Origin of the sequence: Streptomyces sp. NBC_00258 (assembly GCF_036182465.1) — a bacterium.
Taxonomy (GTDB): Bacteria; Actinomycetota; Actinomycetes; order Streptomycetales; family Streptomycetaceae; genus Streptomyces.
In genome coordinates, this window is the sequence record NZ_CP108081.1 from 11,415,303 (window position 1) to 11,436,396 (window position 21,094).

The following is a 21,094-nucleotide window of genomic DNA, read 5'->3' on the forward strand; positions in this document are numbered from 1 at the left end:
ACAACGGGAGAAAACGACCTCTCAGGCGGCTTCGGGCATCACGTAGCCGTGGGCGATGTCGCGGCGTTCGGCGGGGCGGGCCGTGCGACGGGTGAGGCGCCTGGTCATCAACGTGATGGCCGCCCAGGTGATAAGCGCTTCACTCATCTCGGGCAGTCGTTCGTGGTCATGGCAGCGCCTACGGGCTCTCATGACCCACGACCAAGCCCGTTCAACCGCCCAGCGGCGTGGTAGCACGATGAAGCCCTTGGCGTTCGGCGGGCGCCGGACCATCTTGACGGTGATGTCGAGATACGTCCTCGCTCAGGGAATGAGCCCGTTCTTGGCGTATCCCGAGTCGGCCCAGATTATGGCGATCTCCGGGTGCATCAGGGCGAGGCGGAGCAGCAACTCCCGGGCAACGAGGGAGTCCTGGGCGTCGGCCGGGGTGACCATGACCAGCAGCACCAGACTGCGGTGGTCGCAGATCAGATTCCGCTTCCTCCCGTTGATCAACTTCTCACCGTCCCAACCGCGCGTCGCCTTGCTCACGGTCTCGGACGCCTTGATCGACTGGGAGTCGACGATGACCGACGCGGCCTGGGGTGTTTTGCCCGCGGCGAGGCGGATGCGGCGGCGGAGTTGGTCGCGGATGACGCCCAGGATCCCGGCAGCGGCCCATCGTCTGGCGAACCCGTAGATCGTGCGCCAGGGAGGGTAGTCCCCGCACCCAGGGCACTGCCCCGGGTGCGGGGCTCTAGAAGCGGGTCTTGGCTTTCGAGGTTCGCCACCGTTGCCCAAGAGCAGATGCGCCGGGGCGAGGGCTGATGGCGGGTGCATTGAGCGCACTTGGAACGGTTGAGGCCGTATCGACTTCACCGAAGCGAGCCTGGCCATCACGTCACCGCCAAGGTGTCAGCACTCCCCTCCCCACCGGTAGGAACCGATGTACACGGCGCCAGCAAAGTTGCCGCGCCCTTCCGCCCACCCGTAGTGAAGACACCCGTGCATGGTGCCCCCGTAGTTGGCGTAGTCGTACACGCGCACGTGATCTTGGCCGGGAGATGCGTAGCCGTTGTTGAAGAACGAGCGACGGATGCCACATCCCGAGTCCGGTATTGAAGATGCCGACCCGCACCACGAGCCGGTTCCGTCAGCGCCCTCGTAGAAGCAGACGTTCCCCTGCGGGCAGTCCCAGGCCTGTGCCGAGCGTCCGAACTGCAGACCAGTCGACTCTTGGGCCGCGGCACTCGAGGGTGCTGTCATCAGACCGACGGCCGCGATAGTTGCGGCGCCTCCGGCGAGGAGCATGCGCAGTTTCATATACGTCCTTCCCCTTTCATGGATGAGCCCGGACTTCGGTCAGATCCGAGCTCGCGGTGAGTGCCCTTTACGTCTGGCTGGGCGGCATCGGGCCGCAGCAGGCGACGGTCTCGCTCTGGTCGGCGCCGGCGAGCGGTACTACCGCGAGCACCGCGGCCAGTGCCACGAACAAGCCCAATACAGCTTTGCGCACTGCCTCCTCCTGTTTCCCGGGATCCGGTGCCGCTTGGAGCGGTCACGTGCCGGCCTCTTTGCGGGGCGCAGGGCATGAGCTTCCACGGTTGACCGATTGTCTGGCAGCTCCCTTTCACTACTTCAGACAATGTTTCGGGTTCCGGTACTGACGAATTGTTGTGCCGTGACTGCCAGCGGGCGAAGGGGAGCCGCCCGTGAGGGAAGTTCTCGTGAGGGGCAGGCTTCGGCGCCCGCACCAGCCGGCGCGACATGATGACAGCGTCAGAAGCTGTCCTACGGGGTTCACCAGCTGGTCCGTAGGCCTGCATCCTCCCGGAAGCGAGCCGGGGCAGCAGATCCTCGCCACAGGCAACGCCGGCAGCGTTACGCCGCGCGTTGGCTCGGCCCCACGTCAAAGCCGTCCTCTGACCGCACCCGTACACAGCAAGAGGCGCACCCCCTACGCCTGGACAACTCGGGGTGCGCCTCTCTCATGCCCGCCCGCAAGGGCGAGAACGGAGAACATCATGCCCGCCCCCACTGTCTTACGGCAGCACTCCCGCACACTCGTCATCGCCGCGGCCGCCGTGCCGCTCGCGGCCGCTATCAACAGCAGGTGATCAAGACTGCTCTGCGGGGCCTTGTGGCCGCCGCCTTGGTCGTCCTGCCGCTCGCCCCCGCCCCGCCGGCCCACGCCGCGGAGACCGTGCCGCTCGCCATCGCCATCGCCATCGACCGCCTGACCCCGGGCACCGAATCGCAGGAGAGCTACCAACGCACCTCCTTCAAGCACTGGAACGCTGGCCCCAACCCCACCGACGGCTGCAGCACCCGTGCTGGTTCTGTCGGTAGTTGGTGGCTCTGGTCCACTTCGTGTGGTTCGGTGACGCTCGGTCACGCCAATAGAACCCGTTTGCGTAGGAGTTCGAATCCTGCGCGGCCGAACATCTGGCGCTTGAGCATCTTGATCCTGTTGACATGGCCCTCCACGACACCGGAGTTCCAGGGGAGAGTGAGGCCGGCGGTGACGGCGTCGAGGTCACGCAGGAGGTGCTGAGCGAAGTGGCGGAGGCTGGGCAGTTCGGCGGTGGCGCTGGCTGCTTCGATCCATTCGGGGAGCCGGTGTCCTTGCAGGTGAGTGACCATGTGGGCGAAGGAGCGCACGTGCTCGGCGAGTGCTGTCAGTTCGGGGCAGTTGGCCAAGGCGGCTTTGAGGTGGAGCCGGTCGCCTTCGGGTAGAGCGTCGGGGTGCGTGAGGATCCAGCGTGTGACGGCGCGGGCTGATGGCGGTCGGGGGCCGACCGGTTGGGGCTTGCCTCGAAGAGTCCTGCTGACGTAGTCGCGGACGCTGGCGTATCCGCGTGGATAGCCCTGTTCCTTGATCTCCTCCCACAGTTTCCAGGCGTTGGTGCAGCCTTCCTGCCAGCGCTGATCAAGGTAGGGCTTGTAGTCGTCGAGCCTGGTCGCACGGCTTTGCCACTGGCCGGTGAACATCTCCTCCGGGGTGGTGGCGCGGGAGAAGCGCAGGACGGTGTTGAGGGTCATGCCGAGTTGCCGGGCGACGGATCGCTTGCTGTGCCCGGCGGCAAGGAGAGCGTGGATGGTGGCGTGTTTGGCGCGGGTGCGTTCGGCGAACCGGTGCCCTGTGGGCCAGGGCGACGATGCGGTCGGCTCCGGCTCTTCTTCTGGTTCTTCAGGCTGCGCCGGCGTGGGGCGCAAGCAGCCGCGGTGCCGGTAGACGCATTTCCCGGCAGCTTCGCCCAGGTTGTGCCACAGATGCCAGCGGTCGGCGACTTGGAGGGCCTGCGGGGCGCCGCGGGTGGAGCCTTCGGCGAAGAACGGGGCCCGGTCACGGCAGATGATCTCGATGCCGGGCCGCTCGGCGAGCCAGGCCGCGAGCGTGTCTGCCTCCCGGTCGGGAAGGAGGTCGATCGGACGTCGTGTTTCGACGTCGACGAGCACGGTTCCGTAGATCCGGCCCTTGCGCTGGGCGTATTCGTCCACGCCGACCACGCGGGGTGTAGTGGTGGCGGGGTCCGGGAGCGAGGCGATCAGCCTCAACAAGGTGTTCCTGCTGACCGGGATCTTGAAAGCATCCGTCATGAGGGCGCCTGCCCGGCCCGCCAGCGCGAGACCGACCGACATCAGCGTCGATCGCAACCGCTCGGTCCGTCGTCCGAACCGGCGCGTGAGCCCAGGTACTTGCTCAGCGAAGGTCTTGCGCGCGCAGGAGTCCTCCGCGCAGACGAACCGCCGCACTCGTAACGACACCACGACCAGCTTGCCCGCTGTCGGCAGATCACGAGGAAAACGCAGGTAGGAGCCATGTATTCGCCCAGACCAGTATCCGCACTCCGGACAGGCCGCCCGTCCTGCGGTCGTACGAGCCTCGACCCGGACGACCGTGTCGGTCACCTCGACCGACTCGATCAACACGCCCTCGACCGAGGAGAACAGCACCTCATCCAGCTGCGACAGCACTTCGTTCACGGCGAAAGACTGTCGACCACACCATCGTCCAGCCGAGCGATTTTCGGGCGACCTCAACTGCCATCGCCCGAAGATCAACAGTCACCCTGCGCGCACACCCACACGAAGTGGACCAGAGCCTAGTTGGTGACGTCAGTTGTTCGTGAAAGCTGACGGCACCAGGTGATGGCCCAGAAGGATGTTCGCGAATTCTGACGTCACCATCGGGGTTGCGGTGTCAAGCTGGATGTGCCCAGTAAAGGAGCACCCCCGATGCCGCCTGGCCAGTCGAAGGTCGAGAGTTGTACGCCGCGCTGCGGCGCGACTCCCGCGATGGCATGTCGAACCGGGCGTTGCAGTGCAAGTACGGCGTCACCTGGAGCACGGTAAACAAGGCCCTGACCTCGGCTTTGCCGCAGCCACGCACGACAACCGCTTCGGCGCGGCCGTCGAAGCTGGATGCGTTCACGCTGCTGATCGACGAGATCCTGCTCATTGATCTGGACGCGACCAGGAAACAGCGCCACACCGGCACCCCGGATCTACCGCCGTCTGATCGACGAGCATTCCTCGTCCGAGGCGTTGCGTTGACCACTTGAACCCGCACCGATGAGAGGGCGCAAGCGTCCTGCGAGCAACCGCGCGGTCCGGCCAGGGACTGAGAGTCCGGTGTTTACACCTTGCTCGCGACCACCATGTAGTTCTCGGCCTCAAGATCGAACGTGCTCAGTTCCGTTTGGAGTCCGACCCGGTGCAGCTCGACTTCGAGTTCCTCGTACCGGTAGGGCCAGCAGGACAGCAGTTCCGAGCGGACAAGAACCAACCCGGTCGCATCAACTTGCGCGATCGCAATCTCGATGTGGTGCTCCTCCTCCCAATGCGGCGCAATCTCCCAGCGGTAGACCACGACGGCATCGCGACCGTTCCGGCGGACGAGTCGGTCACTGATCTCCAGCCGGGAACCTCTGGCCCTCACGAGTTCCCAAGTGCGGGATGTGAGTACCAAGCGCCCGCCGGGGCGCAGAAGCCGTGACATCGACTTCAGAGCAGCACCCCTGCCTGTCGCGCCCGCAGCATGGTGAAGCGAGTTGCCAACGCAGAACACCGTGTCGAACGTGTTGTCCTGGAAATGGTCGGGCAACTCTTCCCAGTTCGCCCGTACGGCCCGGACGGATGCCCCGAACTCCTCAGACAACTCTGCAGTCCGACGAACCATCGCCTCGCTGGCGTCAGTTGCGACAACCTGCATGCCACGACCGGCGAGGCCAACCGCCAACTGTCCGGTTCCGCACGAACAGTCGAGGACGTGAGCGTTCGACGACAGGAGATTGAGGACGTCGTCGAACGACGCAGCGAACTCGGCTGGAGGTAACTTTGCATCCGAGATGAGCCATTCGTACACCTCGGCAAGCACGTCATAGCCTGTCACAACCACTATCTCCGTCACGCGGCAGACTCACGGTAGGACGTCAGTCCATCAGCGGAGCAAGTCGGGCACCAATGGTTTTCGCAAGGATGGCTCTGACGGTGTTTGTCAGTTGTCCGTCTGAGTGGATGTCACCGGCTGGGAAGTTGTTCGTGAGAAGTAGTGTCACTCGCGAGGTTGCGGTGGCAAGGTGAATGTGCTCAGTGAAGGAGCACCGCCGATGCCGCCTGGCCAGTCGAAGGTCGAGTTGTATGCCGCGCTGCGGCGTGACGCTCGCGAGGGCATGTCGAACCGGGCGCTGGAGCGCAAGTACCGGGTGGGCTGGCGGACTGTTCAGAAGGCGCTGAGTTCGGCGTGGCCGCAACCTCGGGAACCGTACGCGCCTCGCCGTTCCAAGCTGGATCCGTTCAAGCCGGTGATCGACCAGATGCTGCTGGCTGATCTGGATGCGCCGAGGAAGCAGCGTCACACGGTGGTCCGGATCCATCGCCGGTTGATCAACGAGCACGCGATGGACGACGTGTCCTACCAGGTCGTGCGCGCCTACGTCGCCAAGCGGAAGCCGGAGATTCGGGTTGAGGCCGGCCGTGGCCCGGCGCAGGTGTTCATCGAGCAGTCGCACCTGGCCGGCGCCGAAGCCGAGGTCGACTTCGGCGAGGTCGCGGTTCGTTTGCGGGGCGAGCTGGTGAAGTGCCACTTGTTCTGCCTGCGGTTGTCGTTCTCCGGGAAGGCGGTGCACCGGGTGTTCGCCTCCGGCGGTCAGGAGGCGTTCTTCGAGGGCCACGAGCACGCTTTCAGAGCGCTGGGCGGCGTGCCGTTCGGCAAGATCCGGTACGACAACCTGAAGGCCGCGGTCGCGTCGGTGCTCGGCTTCACGCGGCGCCGGGTCGAGACCGACCGGTGTACCGCATTGCGGTCCCACTAGGGCATCGAGCCGTTCACTGCACGCCGGGAATCGAGGGCGCCCACGAGAAAGGCGGCGTCGAGGGCCAGATCGGCTGGTTTCGCCGCAACCACTTCGTTCCCGTCCCCGAGATCGACTCGCTGGCGCACTTGAACATGCTGATCGACGAGTGGAATCTGGCCGACGAGGCCCGGCGGATCGGGACCCGTCCCTGCACGATCGGCGAGCTGTTCGCCGTCGAACGGCCGTCGTTGAAGCCGTTGCCCGTCGAGACGTTCGAGACCGGCCGCTGGTTCACCCCACGGGTCGACCGGTTCTCCCAGATCACCGTCCGCACCAACCGTTACTCGGTCCCGACCCGGTTCATCGGCCGCCAGGTCCGGGTCTTGCTGCACGCCTCCGAGCTCGTGGTGTTCGACGGCCGCACCGAGATCGCCCAGCACGAACGGCTGCTGACCAAGAGCGGATCACGGCTCGAGCCCGATCACGATCTCGAAGCGCTGCTGCGCAAACCGGGCGCGCTGCCCGGCGCCACGGTCCTCGAACAGGCCCGGGCCGCGGGCCAGTTCACCCCGATCCACGAAGCCTGGTGGACAGCCGCCCGCAACGCCCACGGCGACACCGCCGGCACCCGCGCTCTGATCGAGGTTCTGCTGCTGCACCGGCACATGCAGCACGGCCACGTCGTCGCCGGCCTGGCCGCCGCGCTCCAGGTCGGAGCGCTCACTGCGGACGCGGCCGCGCTGGAAGCCCGCCGCATCGCCGACAACGACGAACCGACCTCGGCCAAGCCACGACGCCGAGCCACTACCGAGGCAGACCGGGCCGTCGCAGCGACCGTCACCTCGCTGACCCAGCGGCGCCTGGCGCAACTGCCCAAAGACACCCGCCCCATGCCTGACGTGTCGATCTACGACCAGCTGCTTCCCAGCCGGCGAGCCGCCGTGGCCGCCGCTGGGCGCGCGCCGGCCCCGAGACCTACCCAGAAGCCGAGCAGGAAGAAGCTGCCGCCATGAGTCCTCGCCGCCGGATGAGTGAACAAGCCGCCGAAGCCGCCGTCGACCAGGCATGCCGGGTCCTGCGACTGCCCACGATCCGCAACCAGTTTCCCGACCTGGCGGCCAAGGCCGGCAACGACCAGATGTCCTACCTGGTGTTCCTGGCCGAACTGCTGCTGGCCGAGTGCGACGACCGCGCCAGGCGAAGGTCGGTAGGCGTACGCGGTCCGCAAGAGGCGCGGGCCCAGTGGTGGCCGGCCACCGAGGTTCGGCCCGGAGGACTACAACGCGCGGCACGCGGTCGAGTGCGGCATCAGCCGCCTCAACAGGCATCGGGTCGTGGGCCACCAAGTACGACGAACTCGGGTTCGGCTACGAGGCTACCGTCCTCGTTGCCGCCATCAACGAGTGGTTGTGACGTACTGATCCGACGACAACTCGAACACCCGTACTCGCCGACCGCACGTGGGACTGACGGTCTCACGGACCGGATGCATCCCGAGTTTGGTCATGATCCGTTCGGAGGCGTCGTTGCCCACTTGAGTGATGCTGACGATCCGATCCAGCCCTCGCTCTTCGAACCCGAACCGTACAGCGGCCGCAGCGGCCTCGGTGGCCAAGCCCTGACCCCAGTGGGAACGCCCCAGCCGCCAGCCGACCTCAACCGCCGGCAGGACCTCCGGCAAGAAGTCGGGTACCGAAAGGCCGGTGAACCCGGCGAACTCGCCAGTGGCCCGAATCTCCACGGCGAACAGGCCGAAGCCCTGTGACTCCCACTCGCTCTCCCACGCCTGGATCCCGCCGCGGGTCTGCTGTTCGTCACGAACGCTGCCGTCACGGATCCACCGCATGACCTCGGGGTCGGCATTGACGGCAGCCATGGGCGCAACGTCTGCCTCGCGCCAGCGACGCAGGATCAAACGGGGAGTCTCAAGCGTGACCACCGAGTCATTCTGGATCACAAATGGGCTCTCCGCCATCCTCGCCAGGCACTTTCGATCGTGCCCTAGCGGGTGACCACGTTGAACACCGGGTAGGTCTGCGGCTGCACGTCCGCGAGGCCGAGTTCTCGCAGGATCGGGACGAGGGTCTCGCCGAACTGCTGGAACGCCTCCTCGGACTCCCAGACGTCCACGACGAGCCAGCCGTTGTCGGTGGGCGCTGCAGTGTGCGAGATGAGGCCGGACACCGGCCAGTCGGCGGGGCTCTTGACCGGGCCGGGGCGGCCGGCGACCTTTTCCGCGCTCTGCTCGTACTGGTCCTGGGTCATGCCCGGCATATCGAGAACCACGACGATCGCCATAGCTGAGTTCCCTTGCGAAGAGGTACGGAGTCGTATGGCCAGTTGACCAGCTGGCCGAGCCACCTGCGCGTTGGCCTGAGCCGGACAGGGCATGGACAGTGATCGGAACAGCGGTGGCCCTCTGCCCGCCATGTATTCCGTCACCTCGGAAGTCCCAAGTCGTCGGTGATGCTGCACAAAGCCAAGCAGGACTGCTTGACCCAGCCCGCAAATGGGTTCGCCGCCCAGGTCGGCAGAGCCCCCATCGGCAACCGGTGGGGGAGAGGCCCATGCGCTCGGCAGTCCCGGTGACGTCGACCTGGCTGTCGGCAACCTGGACCTTTGACGCGTACTGCTCCGTGGTGGTGGAGCGGGTGCACCTTGCCGAGGTGTTGGGTCTCGACGCCAAGACCGCCATGCGCTACGTGGACTCCGCACGAGTTGCGCTGCCGTTCCCACGGGGGCACATGAGTTGCTCTGCCGTTCCCACGGGGGCAACGGAGTTCCCATCGTGACCGTGATACTAATACCGGTATAAGAATTGGGAACACGGGCGTGAGACGAGGAGTCGCAGGACATGGTGGAGATCAAGACCGACACGGCGCTGGACGCGATGCGGGAAGCCGGGCGCATCGTGGCCCAAGCCCTCGCCGCCGCCCGGGAAGCGGCAGGCGTCGGGGTGTCCCTGCAAGAACTGGACGAAGCGGCGCGCACGGTGCTGACCAAGGCCGGGGCCCGCTCGCCCTTCCTCGGCTACCAGCCCTCCTTCGCCTCCACCCCCTTCCCCGCAGTGCTCTGCACCTCGGTCAACGACGCCGTGGCGCATGGGGTCCCCACCGGCTACCGGCTGCGTGACGGCGATCTGGTCAGTATCGACTGTGGCGCGGAACTCGACGGCTGGACCGGAGACGCGGCCATCAGCTTCACCGTCGGCACCCCTCGGCCCGCCGACCTGGACCTGATCGACGCCACCCAGCGCGCTCTCGACGCCGGCATCGCCGCCGCCATCCCCGGCAACCGCATCGGTGACATCTCGCACGCCATCGGCGCCATCGCCGAAGCGGCCCGCTGCGGCATGCCCGCAGACTTCGGGGGTCACGGCATCGGTCGCAGCATGCACGAAGATCCGCACGTCCCCAACCGGGGACGCTCCCGCCGCGGCTTCCGCCTCCGCCACGGCCTGACTCTCGCCATCGAACCCATGCTCATGGCCGGCGGGCACGACGACTACTACACCGCACTCGACGGCTGGACCCTCCGTACCACCGACGGCAGCCGAGCGGCCCATATCGAGCACACCATCGCCATCACCGAAGAAGGCCCCCGCATCCTGACCCTGCCCTGACCGGAACGACACTTTCACGGAACTGATCGGACGGGATTCTGGGCGGGTTCCGGCTCTGGGGCACCCTCTCCCCGGGCAGCGATCAGCGGCCCCAGCAGCTGCGTGCCCGGCCCCACGCGCCCGCCGGGGCCGGGCAGTTGCGTCGTGTCGGCTACCGTGAGCGGCTCCCGGCACGCGTCGCAGGACACGACCGGCGTGGCCAGGTGCCCACAGGCATCGTGGCGGATCTGGGCAGGCGGCCCTGCGGGTCCTGCGTACCACTTGTCGCCCCAGGCCATCAGCGCCAGCAGCACCTGGTAGAACTCCCGGCCCTTCTCCGTGGCCACGTACTCCTCGCGCGGCGGAGCGGCCTGGTATCGCTCGCGCGTCAGTACGCCTTCCTCGACCAGCCGGGCCAGCCGCGCGGCGAGGGTCTTGCGGGACAGGCCGAGGTCCTCCGCCAGCTCGTCGAAGCGGCGGATGCCGACGAGGACGTCGCGCATGATCAGGGCCGTCCAGGCGTCGCCGAACAGATCGGTCGCGCGGGCGATCGAGCACGCGACGCCGGAGAGGGGGGTACGGGTCACGGGCCCATCGTATCGCCGTTGAGTTCCCTCAGGGAACTTACGGATAATAGGTTTACTAAGGGAACCTGACCTGACTTGTCGAGGGAGCCTGCCATGGCCACCGCCCCGCACATCGCACTCGACACGGCCGGGCCCACGGTCGTCGACGGCCGCCACATCCGGGCCCTGACCTTTCAGTCCGTACGTCTTGAGTACCTGCGCCGCGTGCTCTCGGAGGTGGGTCTCACGGCGGCAGGCAGCCGGGCGCTCGTCGTCGGGAGCGGGCGCGGTCTTCTGGCCCGCGGTCTCGCCCAGCTAGGTTTCGAGGTCGTCGCCGCCGATGCGTCCCCCGCCGCGACGGCCCTCGCCCAGGAAGCGGACGACGGTCTCGGTATCACGTACCTCACGACACCCGCGGAGGAACTCGGCCTGCCTGACGACTCCTTCGACCTCCTGTACTGCGCCGACACCCTCGAGATCACCGAACGGCCTGACGCGGTCCTCGCGGCGGCGGCGCGCGTGCTGCGCCCCGGCGGAGCCTTCGTCTACGACACCGTGAACCGCACTTCCATCTCTCGCCTCATCTACCTCGGCGCCTTCCAGGCCTTCCCCGGCACACGGATCATGCCCCGCGGCCGCTATGCCGCACACCGGCTGCGCCGCCCGACGGAGCTCGCCGAGGCCCTCGGCCGGGCGGGGCTGTCCGCGCAGGACGTCTCGGCGTTCAAGCCGCGCGACGTACGCAGCCTGGTACGCGCGACGCGCGGGCGCAGGCGCGGCTCGCTGACCGACGAGCAACTGCCGGAGCTGGTCGACATGGTGCTCGAGCCTCAGGGCAGTCCGGTGGTGACGTATCTGGGCCACGCGATCCGCCGGGTATGAGCCATAGCCCCTGCCTTGGTGACCTCTCCGGCCAGGGTGGCAGCAGCGGTTTGATCAGCGCCCACCAGCATCCAAGATCCTGTTACGAACTCTCAGCCGTACGGCGCGACTCCGCGTGACCCGCCTATTCCCCACGAATCCACGGCCTTGGGAAAATCGGTACAGCGGTTATCGGTGAGAACGGTCATGGTCCGGACGTAGCTGTCGGAATGAGTTCGTCCTCAACAATCAACACGCGGATGATATTGATGTTACGAGCTGGCGCATATCGTCGGCATCTCAAAAACCGCATACGTGCTGACAACGCCACGCTGCCTTCACTGGCAGAATGAATCGAACTCCACCATCAGCACAAAAAAGGAACCGCTGGATTCGATGGCTCCCAGTCGTCGGCCTGGTAGTCGTCATAGCAGCGATGATCGCAGCACTCGGCTACCAGATGCCGAAGTCCTCGTCCTCATCGGCCGCATCACCCACGAACACTCTTCGCATGGAACGTCGCGGTGCGCTCGGCGAGGCAGATGGCGCCGTCCCCGACGGCGTGACGGTCTTCGATGGCGAGATTCCGGCTGTGGCCAACCTCGATCCGGAGCTGCTCAAAGCCCTCCGCCAGGCTGCAACGGACGCCGCGGACAACGGAGTCGAGTTATACGTCAACAGCGGCTGGCGTTCCCCGGAGTACCAGGATCAGCTTCGTCGCGAGGCGGTCTCCAAGTACGGATCTGAAGACGAGGCCGCCCGATGGGTGGCGACCGCGACGACGTCTCCTCACGTGTCGGGGGACGCCGTCGACCTCGGGAACTCCGATGCGACGGCGTGGCTGTCCAAACACGGTGCCGAGTACGGGCTGTGCCAGATCTACAGGAACGAACCCTGGCACTACGAACTGCGCACCGACGCGATCGATCGTGGCTGCCCGCAGATGTATACCGACGCCACTCAGGACCCGAGAATGCAGCAGTGACCGAGGAGAGATGATGGCGTAAGTGGACACCGCGGAGGCTGGACAGGGCCAACGTCGGCCCCCAGGACGGCGGCTCGGGTGCCTGGTGCGCGGGCACCCGCCGGGCGATCCATACCGGCTCCCGGCCGGAGCCTGTGAAGCGCGGCCCGATGCTCGCGGCGCCAGTGCTGCTCTTCGACCTGCTCATGCTGCTGCACGCGCAGTTCGCGAACCAGACCATCCTGCGCGCCAACGGAGACATGCTCGGATTCGGTTTCCTCGGTCCCGCATCTGCTGGTAGGCGGAGCCTTGGTCGTGAGGATCGGACGGGATCGAATATTCGATGTTCTGCCCGCCCCGTGAGGACACAAGATGGTGCGCATGACTTTGGCCACCCCCGTACTGCACACCGCTCGCCTGCGACTGCGCCCGTTCACCGACGCCGACGCGGACCTGCTCTTCGCCCTGCACAGCAGCTCGTACGTGATGCGCTACTGGGACTCCCCGCCGTGGACCGACCGGGCCCGCGCCGAACGCTTCATCAACATGTGCCGGACGATGGCGGACGAAGGCACCGGGGCCCGGGTGGCCATCGACCGCGCTTCTGACGGGGCCTTCGTCGGCTGGTGCGGTCTGACCGGATGGAACCCGGACTACCGCAGCGCGTCGTTGGGCTACGTCCTCGACGAAGCGATGTGGGGACACGGCTACGCGACGGAGACCGCGCACGCCTTGCTGCAGTGGGCATTCGACACACTGGACCTGAATCGAGTTCAGGCCGAGACCGATACGCGCAACGTGGCATCTGCCCGGGTCCTGGAAAAGATCGGATTCATGCGTGAAGGGACGTTGCGGGAGGACTGCGTCGTGAACGGCGAGGTATCCGACTCGTGGGTGTTCGGGTTGATCAGGCGAGAGTGGGCGGCAACCAGCGCCACGAACGAGTGATCACGAACCAAGAAGGATCGGACTCAACGTCCTTTCAGATCAGCCTGTATCGCCGAGGGAGCGGGCCGCAATGACACAAACTGAGCAATCGCCATAGGACAAGGGGTACGGCTGTCGCCACTTGTGGCAATGGCTCGCCACCGGGGCATCACCCGTCGCCTGGCACGTCGAGAGACCGAGCCCCGGCACACTCTGGAAGCCACGGCTGGGTAGTTGAACGGTCTGTGGCCTACTGGGTATCGGGCTGGCGACGTGCGAGAACGATTCCCCCGAGTGTGCTCTCGGCCGAGGTGAGAGTCCGGTGCGCTTCGACGGTGAAGCCGGCTTCGTTGAGCCAGGCAGCCATGCGGCTCTGCTGTCGACGATGGACGTGGAGCTTCATCGGATGGCCGCCATAGCCCTGCGTCTTCAGCTGCGACTCATCACCCACGTGGAAGCCGAGCAGCAAAGGGCCACCAGGCCGGACCACTCGCTTGAAGTGCGCGAAGACCGAGCTGATCTCGTCGTCGGGGATGTGGATCAGCGAGTACCAGGCGACCAGCCCGGCCATCGAGCCATCAGCAAGGTCGAGGTCGGTCATCGAGCCGAGCTCGAACCGTAGCCCGGGGTGGTCGCGCCGAGCCACCTCGATCATCCCGGGCGACAGATCGATCCCGAAGGCGTCCACTCCCAGGTCACGCAAGTGGGCCGTGATTCTCCCCGGTCCGCATCCCACGTCCGCGACCGGGCCCCCGCCGCTGGTGCGCACCTGGTCGGCGAACAGCGCCAGGACCGCGCGCTCATAGGGCGTTTCGTCCAGCAGGTTGCGCATCTGGTCCGCGTAGCTGGCGGCGACGGTGTTGTAGGACGCCCGAGTTTCTTCCATCCAGTCGTCAGTGTTCAGTTCGATTCCCACGACGGCAGGCTACCCAACAGCAGCGTGAGATGGCTTCCGACGACGGCCAGGTCCAATTCGTTTGGATCGTGCCGGGCTGGGGCCTGGCGCGCATTTCTGAGGCGTTGTCGTCAGTCGCCAACACTCCGCGCTGACTCTCTCCCGCGCCTTGGAGCTACGCGCACCAGGCCCGCTCCCTGATCCGGGCCAATCCGAACGGCAGGCCCTAGCTGTCGACCTCGTACTGGCCGACCTCAAGGAAGTAGCGCAGCGCTTCTGGGGTGTTGTCGTCCAGGGCCGCGTTCGCTGCCGCGCGCAGGGCGTCGCTGATGTTCGGATCGGCCAGTATCCGCGCGATGGCCACACGGTCGTCCTCGGCCTGAGCGAGACGGAGGCCGGTTTCGAGGAATTCGCGCACGACCTCGGGGCTGCCGTCGTCGAGGGCCTTGTTGGCCTTACGGACGACGGCCCTGCCGCTGTCGGGGTCGGCGAGGATCCTGGCGATGGCGACGCGGTCGTCCTCGGCCTGAGCGAGGCGGTAGCCGGTCTCGAGCCAGGCGCGCATCTCCTCCACCGTGCCGTCGTCGAGGAGTTCGTTGGCCTCTCGGGTCACGCGCCTGCCGCTGTCGGGGTCGGCCAGGATGCGGACGATCGCGATGCGCAGGTCGTCCGCGTCCATCTCGTCGTAGGGGGAGCCCGTGTCCGCTGCTGCCGCGGCGGCAGCGGTCGACGGCGTCGTGGCGCTGGCCAAGGACGGAGTGGAGAGCAGCAGGGCCGGAGCGAGGGCGCCGGCGGCTACGGCGAGGGTCGCGCGGGTCAGTCTCACGGAGTGAACCACCTTCTGTCGTAGTCGTGAGTGCAAGGGGGCATTGTCCCAAGTGGGGCCGGGGTGGGTCTCTGCCTGGATCATGCAGTCTTCACAGGTTCTTCATTGCCGACGGTCTGCCGCCGGGCAGTCTCGTTTCGCTCAGCGGATCGTTGGCCCGGGTGGGCAGTTGGCTGATGAGGGAATGGGTGTGGACCGAGCCGCTGGGTCCGGGCCGGACGCCGAAACGGGTGGCCGCTGGAGGGGGGTGCTTGCCGGACTGGTCCCGCTCCGTCGTCAACTCCTCCCACGTCAGGGCTCCGAGGGGGCGACTCACTTGGAGAGTCGGCAGTAGTCAATGAGGGATACGGTGCTGCCGACGAAGGATGCGGAGTCGTCGGCCCGGCGTTCGTAGCTCCGTTGCAAGCGTCACCAGTCGGTCAGCCACATGGTGCGCTCCGCCACTCAGCGGCGGCATCCCAGCCGGTGGCCGGATTCGACCCCTCAGCGGGCAATGGGCGGGCGGGTGCCGCAGCCGGGCGGGAGCATTCGCAGATGCTTACGGATCCATCAGCTCGACGGTTGGCTGGCATCGGTGCCGCCTTCTCGGAGGGAGTAGCGGCAGGAGCGTGAGCGCGAACCTTCCTACTTGTCGTGCTGTCGGCGCACCATCTCGGTGATCCAGATGGGCGCGAACGGAGAGGTGCAGCCCGGGGAAGTCGGGTAGTCCTTGAGCACCCCCAGGCGCTCACCGATGCCGATCGCACGGGTGCGGTGCTCGGGGTGCTCGATTCCGATCTGAGCCAGGCAGTGGTTCATCGCCCACTGCAGGCGATCCGGAGCGCTTTTCATCTCCGCTTCGATGACATCGAGCAGACCTGCGAGGTCGAGCACCTCGGGCTTCTTTGCCACGCGTTCGGTTGTCAGTGCCCAGCCGGCACTTGCGACCACTGGATCCGGATTGGCGGACCAGGTCAGGCGCAGCTCTTCGGAGTGCGGGTTCTTCTTGACCACGTAGTTCACGAGCCAGTCGTGCACCTTGGGGGTGCGTGCCTCGCGCAACATGACGTCCAACTCGTCATGCTCGAACGCCTTCGGGCGGCAGATCAGGATCGCCAGCAGTCTCGCCGCGGTGTCACCCGTGTCCCAGAGGTGGCGCGCGAGTTCCTGCTGCGTCTTGAGCCGCTTCGCGAGCGCGCGCAGCTTGCTGAGGTTCACACCGTGATCGTCACCGTGCTTTTCGTTCACCTCGCGTGCCTTCGGGTCCTCGAGCTCGGCCAACTCGGCCATCACCTCGGCCACCGTCGTCTCGGTCTGAGCCGTCTCGGCCACCTCGGCCTCCTGTCCATTACGCGCGAGATTCAGCCTACGACGGGAGCCGGTCTCCTGTCGTACACCCTGGGTGCCTGGCTCAGCCGCAGGCCACCAGCGGCGGTATGCGGAACCGGCTGTGCGACGGGCCGTCGGCGCTGGCCGAGCCCTGGTCACGCTGTGTGCTTGCCTGTGGGTGGTGGTCAGGCACGTTCAGGTTGCACGGGGTGGCTCCATCCTGGTGCCCAGATGCCGCTGTTGGGGCGGCCGGGACAGGCGGATGTGAGGTGTTGGCGCAGGGCGGCCAGGGAGGGGTGAGGGTTGTCGGTGCGCCAGATCAGTGAGTGAGGGTAGATCGGGGTCGGGTCTTTGACGGGGATGCGACGCAGGTCGTGGCCGGCGGGCCAGACCAGCGGGGTCTGCTCGCTGACGAAGGTGCCCAGTGTCGTGGAATTGGCGATGGTGTCGAGCAGGGGCTCGATACCGAAGTCCGGGCCGACTGAGTCGATGATGATGCCGAAGGCGGCGGCGAACTCGTCGTAGTACGCGGCCCACTCGGTGCGGGGCATGTTCCCGGGCATCCAGATCCGGCGTCCGGCGAGCTGGGCGGGAGTGATCGCGGGGGCGTTCGCATACTCGTGTCCCGGTCCGGTGAACAGGTGCAGTGGTTCGTCGAAGACGGATGTGGCTTCCACGCTGTGGGGGAGCTGCTGGCCGGGCATGGTCACAGCACGGAAAGTCGCATCGATGGTTCCGGCCCGGACGGCGGCGATGGCCGTTTCGGAGTCGAACAGCGTCACGACATCCAGTTCGGTCTCGGGGTGGGCCCGGTGGAAGCCGCGCAGCAGACCGGCCAGGGAGAGCTGGCGCCCGATCACGTCGACGCGCAACGCCCGATGTTCTGGCCGTACCGAAGCGACGGCCCGCTCAGCGGCTTGGAGGAGCCTGCGGGCGTGGGGCAGGAACGCCTGCCCGTCGATGGCGAGCCGCGCTCCGCGTGCGTCCCGGGTGAAGAGCTGGACGCCGAGTTCCTTTTCCAGGGCGGCAATACGTTTGGACACCGCTTGCGGAGTGACCGAGAGATCGGTGGCGGCCTCTTGGAACTGTCCCGCATCCGCAACGGCGACGAAGGTGCGCACGGCAGTGACGTCCATGCCCCTCATCCTAGGCAGACAACCAACCGTTGATTCTGCCTGTCGTGATCGTTGTTTGATTCGGGCGTGCCCTGCTCGTTTTGATGGTTCCGGTCAACCTGTGGTTGATCAACCGTCGCGCCCGGCGGATGCCACTCAACGGCTCCAGCCCGAGCGCCCCATCGTGAGGAACCCCCTTGCCTGACCAAGACCGTCTCTACGTCCGCACGCCCGAGTTCGCGCGGGTGGCCGAGCGAATCGAGCTCGTGACCACGCTCACGTCACGGCTCAACGTCCTGCCCTTCGACAACAAGGCCGCACGCGCGGCTCTGTTGTCCGAGATCGTCGGCAAGCCGGTCCCCAGCTCTGTCACCGTCTATCCACCCTTCTACACCGACCATGGGCTTGGCATCGACTTCGGTGAGCACGTCTTCGTCAATCAGGGCTGTACCTTCTTGGACCAGGGCGGCATCAGCCTGGGCGACGGTGTCCTGATAGGTCCGAAGACCAACCTGATCTCCTCCGACCATCCCCTCCCGGCGTCCGAGCGAAGCGAGTTCATCACCCGGGCACCCATCAGGATCGAAGCCAACGCGTGGCTCGGCGCGGCGGTCACGGTTCTCCCCGGTGTCACGATCGGACGTGGTGCCGTGGTCGGCGCTGGAGCCGTCGTCACGAAGGACGTTCCCCCCAACACACTGGTGACCGGACCGTCAGCGTTCGAGCGCAAACGGTGGAACGACTGAGCCAAGAGGCCGGCAGCAGCCCTACTGGTCGCGGTGGCGGCGATTCCCCCGAAGCGGAGGAAGTACTCGAACTTGCGCGAGTAGCACGGAAACATCTCCATCAGGCTGAACGTCGGAGCACGCGGTGCATCCGGAGGTTGGCCGCCCCGGGACAGCTTGCTGCTGCCTCCGTCCTGGAGGTGACTATTCACATTCGAGCGGTCACTTGTCCTGGTCGCGCGCGCCATTGAAAGCTGCTTGAAGTTGCAGCCAGGTCGGATCTGTTGCGGTTGCGGTGGTCACCGTTGCCAGATCATCCGATTCCCAGGTGCGGGCTCCGTCGGTTACGACGAGGTGTGTTTCCAGATCGCCGTCGTCAGGAACCTCGGAGGTGGCGTCCAGGAACGCGGTGACTGCCGCCCTCGACGTATCGCCGTCCCTGCTTTGGGCCTCTGTGGAGTCGGCGCGCACGGACAGGAGCACGACATCGCCTCCACGACTGGCCATGAGGAGCTCGCCTGTTGCTGTGGCGCCCAGCCCGGATACCGGGGAGCCGGACAGGACGTCGTGCTCGACCGCGTGCCGATTTTCGAGGTCGACTTCGATGAGAGTCCCGGTGGGCGTTCCGACCCAGAGCACGCCGGGTTGGACTCCGAACGCGATGTTGTGTCGTGACCAGGAGCGCATCTCTTCAAGCCACTCCGGCGGGTATGGGTAGCCCGGGCTGGGGTCGCCGAGTGTTGTCGCCAGAACGCGGTGCAGCGAAGGAAAGGCGAATACGTCCAGTGAGTTTCCGTATGCGTTGCCTCGAATCGCGAGGTAGCGGCCGTCTGCGCTGAACATGGGCGTCTCGTAGCCGTCGGCGTCCAAGATCAGCGCCCGGCGAAGCACTCGCATCGCGGTAGGCGCTGCTTCGTGATCGACCCGTGCGAAGAGTCCGAGCGTTGCGCCCTGATCGCTGCAGAGCGTGGTCACCAGCCTGCCGATGGGATGCTCCGCGACCCCGGTGTCCCAACGTGGGCCGGTACTGACAGTGCCCGAAGCGAGGTCGAGTACGTCAGAGCGCTCCCATGCGCTGTCTTCATCGCCTGACGACGGCGATGCCCACAACGTCTGGCCGTTCGGGCTGAATGCCAGACTGCGGTAGCGGGCGGTGGGTGGAAGATTTTCCAGTTCGCCGAGCCCGGCGGGAGTCCACTGCACCATTCTGCCCTCGGCCGACACGACGAGCAGTGGCTCGTCTGGATGCCATGCCACAGCAGGTGTCCGCTTGAACCGGTCCCAACCGGAGGCATCGCCGTAGACCGCCGACTCGGCGCCAACAGAACCGAGTTGGCGCAGCTGCCCTGCTTCGCAGTCCCAGACGTGGACCGCTGGACGTTCCGAGTCCAAGCCGGCGACCAAGGGAAGTCGCGGATGGCATACCAGTTGCTCAACAGGACGTCCGCTACTGACTCGTACGCGGGCTACGGTCTCAACAACAGTCACCCCAACACCGTAGTTCTCAGCGGCTCGTGCAGCGAGGTACTGACCAGCGTGTGGTCGCGGCGGCCACCTTGCTCAACAACTCCGGCCGAACCACGACCCGGCGGTGAAGAGGTCCGCCGCGCGTCAACCCCCGTGGTCTCGCGGTGGACGTGGGGGGCAGCCCCAAGATGCCGTGGCCGGTGCCACCGGAGTGAGTCCGACAGGACCGTCGAACGAGGCGGCCAGGCTCAGCGTGGCAGCCGTACGGGTGCACAGCGACATGGCGCTCCTTGCGGCCGGCCTGACAGGGGGTGTACCTGCGCCGCGAAGGCTGGAAGGGTGCCGACCGCACCGGTCCTGACAGGTGTCAGGAGTCGGGCCTCAGAATGCATCCGCTTCCCGAAGCCAGGCCTGGATCGCTCTGGAGTTGTAGCCCTTGTCACTGGTGATGTGGTCGGCCGGACACGCCCCGCGTAGCCTCGTCCTGTGCCTGCACCCCGCCCACATCGTGTCGCCGTCCTTGTACTCGAGGGTGCGAAGCCGCTCGATGTCGGAATTCCCGCGCAGGTGTTCACGACCCGCGCGAGCATGCCGTACGAGGTGCGGGTGTGCGGGGCGACACCCGGTCTCGTGACCGGCGGCGACGGCCTCGCGTACTCCGTCGCCCACGGCCTCGACGCGCTTGCGTGGGCCGACATCGTCTTCGTCCCCGGCTACCGGTTCCCGGACCGCGACGATCCGCCGCAGGCCGTCGTCGAGGCACTGATCGCCGCCCACAACCGGGGTGCGCGGCTCGCCGCCATCTCGACGGGTGCCTTCGCGCTCGCCGCCACGGGCCTGCTCGACGGCAGACGCGCCACGACGCACTGGCACTACACGCGGGCACTCGCGGCCAGGCATCCGCTCGTCCGGGTCGACGAGAACGTGCTGTTCGTCGACGAGGGCAGCGTGCTCACGTCGGCAGGCGCCGCCTCCGGCATCGACCTGTGCCTGCACATCCTGCGTGGCGACCTCGGAGTGGCCGCGTCCAACCACGCGGCCCGGCGTCTGGTCGCGGCCCCTTACCGCAGCGGCGGCCAGGCCCAGTACGTGCCGCGCAGCGTCCCCGAGCCGCTCGGGGAGCGGTTCGCCGCCACCCGCGAGTGGGCGCTGCACCGGCTCGGCGAGCCCCTCACCCTCGACATACTGGCGCGGCAGGCGGGGGTCTCGCCGCGCACGTTCTCCCGGCGCTTCGTCGACGAGACCGGCTACACGCCGATGCAGTGGGTGATGCGCGCCCGCATCGACCTGGCCCGCGAACTGCTGGAGCGCTCGCAGCGCGGCGTCGAACAGATCGCCGCCGACATCGGGCTCGGCACCGGCGCGAACCTGCGCCTGCACTTCCAGCGCATCCTCGGCACCACACCGAGCGAGTACCGGCGCACCTTCACGCGGGGCGAGTAAGCCACCCGGCACCGGCGTGGCAGGGCATGGCGGGATCCTTTTGAACCATGGCGATCCCGCCACTGTCAGCGGCGTCGGCCGCGCGCCAGCCTGGTGGCGAAGGGAAGGGACCTCACTC

General features: G+C 66.8%; 22 protein-coding genes and 2 pseudogenes. 9 read left to right on the plus strand and 15 right to left on the minus strand.

Going from position 1 to position 21,094, the window contains the following annotated elements; translation table 11 throughout:
• Positions 1 to 21: 21 nt before the first annotated feature.
• The 5 genes from OG718_RS50615 to OG718_RS50630 form a co-directional block, all read right to left on the minus strand.
• Positions 22 to 147 (minus strand): hypothetical protein, encoded by a 126-nt coding sequence (locus OG718_RS50615; RefSeq protein ID WP_260695737.1) that lies wholly within the window; start codon positions 145 to 147, stop codon positions 22 to 24.
• 156 nt (positions 148 to 303) lie between these two features.
• Positions 304 to 819, minus strand: a complete 516-nt coding sequence (locus OG718_RS50620) for a transposase (RefSeq protein ID WP_328847442.1) — start codon at positions 817 to 819, stop codon at positions 304 to 306.
• Between the two features lie 75 nt (positions 820 to 894).
• Positions 895 to 1,302 carry a peptidase inhibitor family I36 protein gene (locus OG718_RS54525; protein WP_143643142.1) on the minus strand — a complete coding sequence of 136 codons (408 nt, stop codon included), beginning with the start codon at positions 1,300 to 1,302 and terminating at the stop codon, positions 895 to 897.
• 67 nt (positions 1,303 to 1,369) lie between these two features.
• On the minus strand, positions 1,370 to 1,495 hold the full coding sequence (locus tag OG718_RS50625; protein ID WP_328847443.1) for a hypothetical protein: 126 nt from the start codon (positions 1,493 to 1,495) through the stop codon (positions 1,370 to 1,372).
• An 875-nt stretch (positions 1,496 to 2,370) separates the two neighbouring features.
• Positions 2,371 to 3,966 carry an ISL3 family transposase gene (locus OG718_RS50630; protein WP_328847444.1) on the minus strand — a complete coding sequence of 532 codons (1,596 nt, stop codon included), beginning with the start codon at positions 3,964 to 3,966 and terminating at the stop codon, positions 2,371 to 2,373.
• Positions 3,967 to 4,247: 281 nt separating this feature from the next.
• Between OG718_RS50630 and OG718_RS50635 the strand changes: the two genes are divergently transcribed.
• Entirely contained in the window at positions 4,248 to 4,544 is a 297-nt protein-coding gene (locus OG718_RS50635) for a hypothetical protein (RefSeq protein WP_328847445.1), read from the plus strand.
• Positions 4,545 to 4,618: 74 nt separating this feature from the next.
• On the opposite strand, the gene OG718_RS50640 is transcribed toward OG718_RS50635, so the two are convergent.
• Entirely contained in the window at positions 4,619 to 5,374 is a 756-nt protein-coding gene (locus tag OG718_RS50640; RefSeq protein WP_328847978.1) for a class I SAM-dependent methyltransferase, read from the minus strand.
• A gap of 217 nt (positions 5,375 to 5,591) precedes the next feature.
• Between OG718_RS50640 and istA the strand changes: the two are divergent.
• Together istA and OG718_RS50650 are read left to right on the plus strand one after the other, a co-directional pair.
• Positions 5,592 to 7,291: pseudogene (istA, locus tag OG718_RS50645) on the plus strand (IS21 family transposase).
• Positions 7,288 to 7,485, plus strand: a pseudogene (locus OG718_RS50650) (IS21-like element helper ATPase IstB); the annotation flags it as partial. The pseudogenes istA and OG718_RS50650, both read left to right, overlap by 4 nt.
• 189 nt (positions 7,486 to 7,674) lie before the next feature.
• Here the strand turns inward: OG718_RS50650 and OG718_RS50655 are convergent.
• On the minus strand, positions 7,675 to 8,217 hold the full coding sequence (locus tag OG718_RS50655; RefSeq protein ID WP_328847979.1) for a GNAT family N-acetyltransferase: 543 nt from the start codon (positions 8,215 to 8,217) through the stop codon (positions 7,675 to 7,677).
• A 62-nt stretch (positions 8,218 to 8,279) separates the two neighbouring features.
• Positions 8,280 to 8,576, minus strand: coding sequence for a hypothetical protein (locus OG718_RS50660; RefSeq protein ID WP_143643145.1), 297 nt, complete (start codon positions 8,574 to 8,576; stop codon positions 8,280 to 8,282).
• 556 nt (positions 8,577 to 9,132) lie between these two features.
• On the opposite strand from OG718_RS50660, the gene map reads away from it, so the two are divergent.
• On the plus strand, positions 9,133 to 9,900 hold the full coding sequence (gene map / locus OG718_RS50665; RefSeq protein ID WP_328847446.1) for a type I methionyl aminopeptidase: 768 nt from the start codon (positions 9,133 to 9,135) through the stop codon (positions 9,898 to 9,900).
• Positions 9,901 to 9,914: 14 nt separating this feature from the next.
• Here the strand turns inward: map and OG718_RS50670 are convergent, their stop codons facing one another.
• Entirely contained in the window at positions 9,915 to 10,466 is a 552-nt protein-coding gene (locus OG718_RS50670; RefSeq protein WP_328847447.1) for a winged helix-turn-helix transcriptional regulator, read from the minus strand.
• Between the two features lie 93 nt (positions 10,467 to 10,559).
• On the opposite strand from OG718_RS50670, the gene OG718_RS50675 reads away from it, so the two are divergent.
• From OG718_RS50675 to OG718_RS50685, 3 genes are all read left to right on the plus strand, one after another.
• On the plus strand, positions 10,560 to 11,327 hold the full coding sequence (locus OG718_RS50675) for a methyltransferase domain-containing protein (protein WP_328847448.1): 768 nt from the start codon (positions 10,560 to 10,562) through the stop codon (positions 11,325 to 11,327).
• A gap of 328 nt (positions 11,328 to 11,655) precedes the next feature.
• Positions 11,656 to 12,291: a M15 family metallopeptidase gene (locus OG718_RS50680; protein ID WP_328847449.1), complete on the plus strand. Its 636-nt coding sequence runs from the start codon at positions 11,656 to 11,658 to the stop codon at positions 12,289 to 12,291.
• 360 nt (positions 12,292 to 12,651) lie between these two features.
• The gene (locus OG718_RS50685; protein WP_143643150.1) at positions 12,652 to 13,218 is read left to right on the plus strand and encodes a GNAT family N-acetyltransferase; all 567 of its coding nucleotides are present in this window, start codon (positions 12,652 to 12,654) and stop codon (positions 13,216 to 13,218) included.
• A gap of 229 nt (positions 13,219 to 13,447) precedes the next feature.
• On the opposite strand, the gene OG718_RS50690 is transcribed toward OG718_RS50685, so the two are convergent.
• The 5 genes from OG718_RS50690 to OG718_RS50710 form a co-directional block, all read right to left on the minus strand.
• Positions 13,448 to 14,101, minus strand: coding sequence for a class I SAM-dependent DNA methyltransferase (locus OG718_RS50690; RefSeq protein ID WP_143643214.1), 654 nt, complete (start codon positions 14,099 to 14,101; stop codon positions 13,448 to 13,450).
• A 217-nt stretch (positions 14,102 to 14,318) separates the two neighbouring features.
• Positions 14,319 to 14,918, minus strand: coding sequence for an ALF repeat-containing protein (locus tag OG718_RS50695; RefSeq protein ID WP_328847450.1), 600 nt, complete (start codon positions 14,916 to 14,918; stop codon positions 14,319 to 14,321).
• A 91-nt stretch (positions 14,919 to 15,009) separates the two neighbouring features.
• Positions 15,010 to 15,234: a hypothetical protein gene (locus OG718_RS50700; RefSeq protein WP_328847451.1), complete on the minus strand. Its 225-nt coding sequence runs from the start codon at positions 15,232 to 15,234 to the stop codon at positions 15,010 to 15,012.
• 308 nt (positions 15,235 to 15,542) lie between these two features.
• Positions 15,543 to 16,187, minus strand: a complete 645-nt coding sequence (locus OG718_RS50705; RefSeq protein ID WP_328847980.1) for a DNA alkylation repair protein — start codon at positions 16,185 to 16,187, stop codon at positions 15,543 to 15,545.
• A gap of 224 nt (positions 16,188 to 16,411) precedes the next feature.
• Entirely contained in the window at positions 16,412 to 17,362 is a 951-nt protein-coding gene (locus OG718_RS50710) for a LysR family transcriptional regulator (RefSeq protein WP_328847452.1), read from the minus strand.
• Between the two features lie 176 nt (positions 17,363 to 17,538).
• Here OG718_RS50710 and OG718_RS50715 point away from each other — a divergent pair, with 176 nt between their 5' ends.
• Entirely contained in the window at positions 17,539 to 18,087 is a 549-nt protein-coding gene (locus tag OG718_RS50715; protein ID WP_143643154.1) for a DapH/DapD/GlmU-related protein, read from the plus strand.
• 201 nt (positions 18,088 to 18,288) lie between these two features.
• Here the strand turns inward: OG718_RS50715 and OG718_RS50720 are convergent, their stop codons facing one another.
• Entirely contained in the window at positions 18,289 to 19,458 is a 1,170-nt protein-coding gene (locus OG718_RS50720) for a hypothetical protein (RefSeq protein ID WP_328847453.1), read from the minus strand.
• Between the two features lie 561 nt (positions 19,459 to 20,019).
• On the opposite strand from OG718_RS50720, the gene OG718_RS50725 reads away from it, so the two are divergent.
• The gene (locus OG718_RS50725; protein WP_328847454.1) at positions 20,020 to 20,976 is read left to right on the plus strand and encodes a GlxA family transcriptional regulator; all 957 of its coding nucleotides are present in this window, start codon (positions 20,020 to 20,022) and stop codon (positions 20,974 to 20,976) included.
• Positions 20,977 to 21,094 lie beyond the last annotated feature (118 nt).

Bases quoted from the DNA above. Each gene is read 5' to 3' on its own strand.
- OG718_RS50615 (WP_260695737.1), bottom strand. From the start codon at position 147: ATGAGTGAAGCGCTTATCACCTGGGCGGCCATCACGTTGATGACCAGG.
- OG718_RS50620 (WP_328847442.1), bottom strand. From the start codon at position 819: ATGCACCCGCCATCAGCCCTCGCCCCGGCGCATCTGCTCTTGGGCAAC.
- OG718_RS54525 (WP_143643142.1), bottom strand. From the start codon at position 1,302: ATGAAACTGCGCATGCTCCTCGCCGGAGGCGCCGCAACTATCGCGGCC.
- OG718_RS50660 (WP_143643145.1), bottom strand. From the start codon at position 8,576: ATGGCGATCGTCGTGGTTCTCGATATGCCGGGCATGACCCAGGACCAG.
- map (WP_328847446.1), top strand. From the start codon at position 9,133: ATGGTGGAGATCAAGACCGACACGGCGCTGGACGCGATGCGGGAAGCC.
- OG718_RS50675 (WP_328847448.1), top strand. From the start codon at position 10,560: ATGGCCACCGCCCCGCACATCGCACTCGACACGGCCGGGCCCACGGTC.
- OG718_RS50680 (WP_328847449.1), top strand. From the start codon at position 11,656: ATGAATCGAACTCCACCATCAGCACAAAAAAGGAACCGCTGGATTCGA.
- OG718_RS50685 (WP_143643150.1), top strand. From the start codon at position 12,652: ATGACTTTGGCCACCCCCGTACTGCACACCGCTCGCCTGCGACTGCGC.
- OG718_RS50705 (WP_328847980.1), bottom strand. From the start codon at position 16,187: ATGGCCGAGTTGGCCGAGCTCGAGGACCCGAAGGCACGCGAGGTGAAC.
- OG718_RS50710 (WP_328847452.1), bottom strand. From the start codon at position 17,362: ATGGACGTCACTGCCGTGCGCACCTTCGTCGCCGTTGCGGATGCGGGA.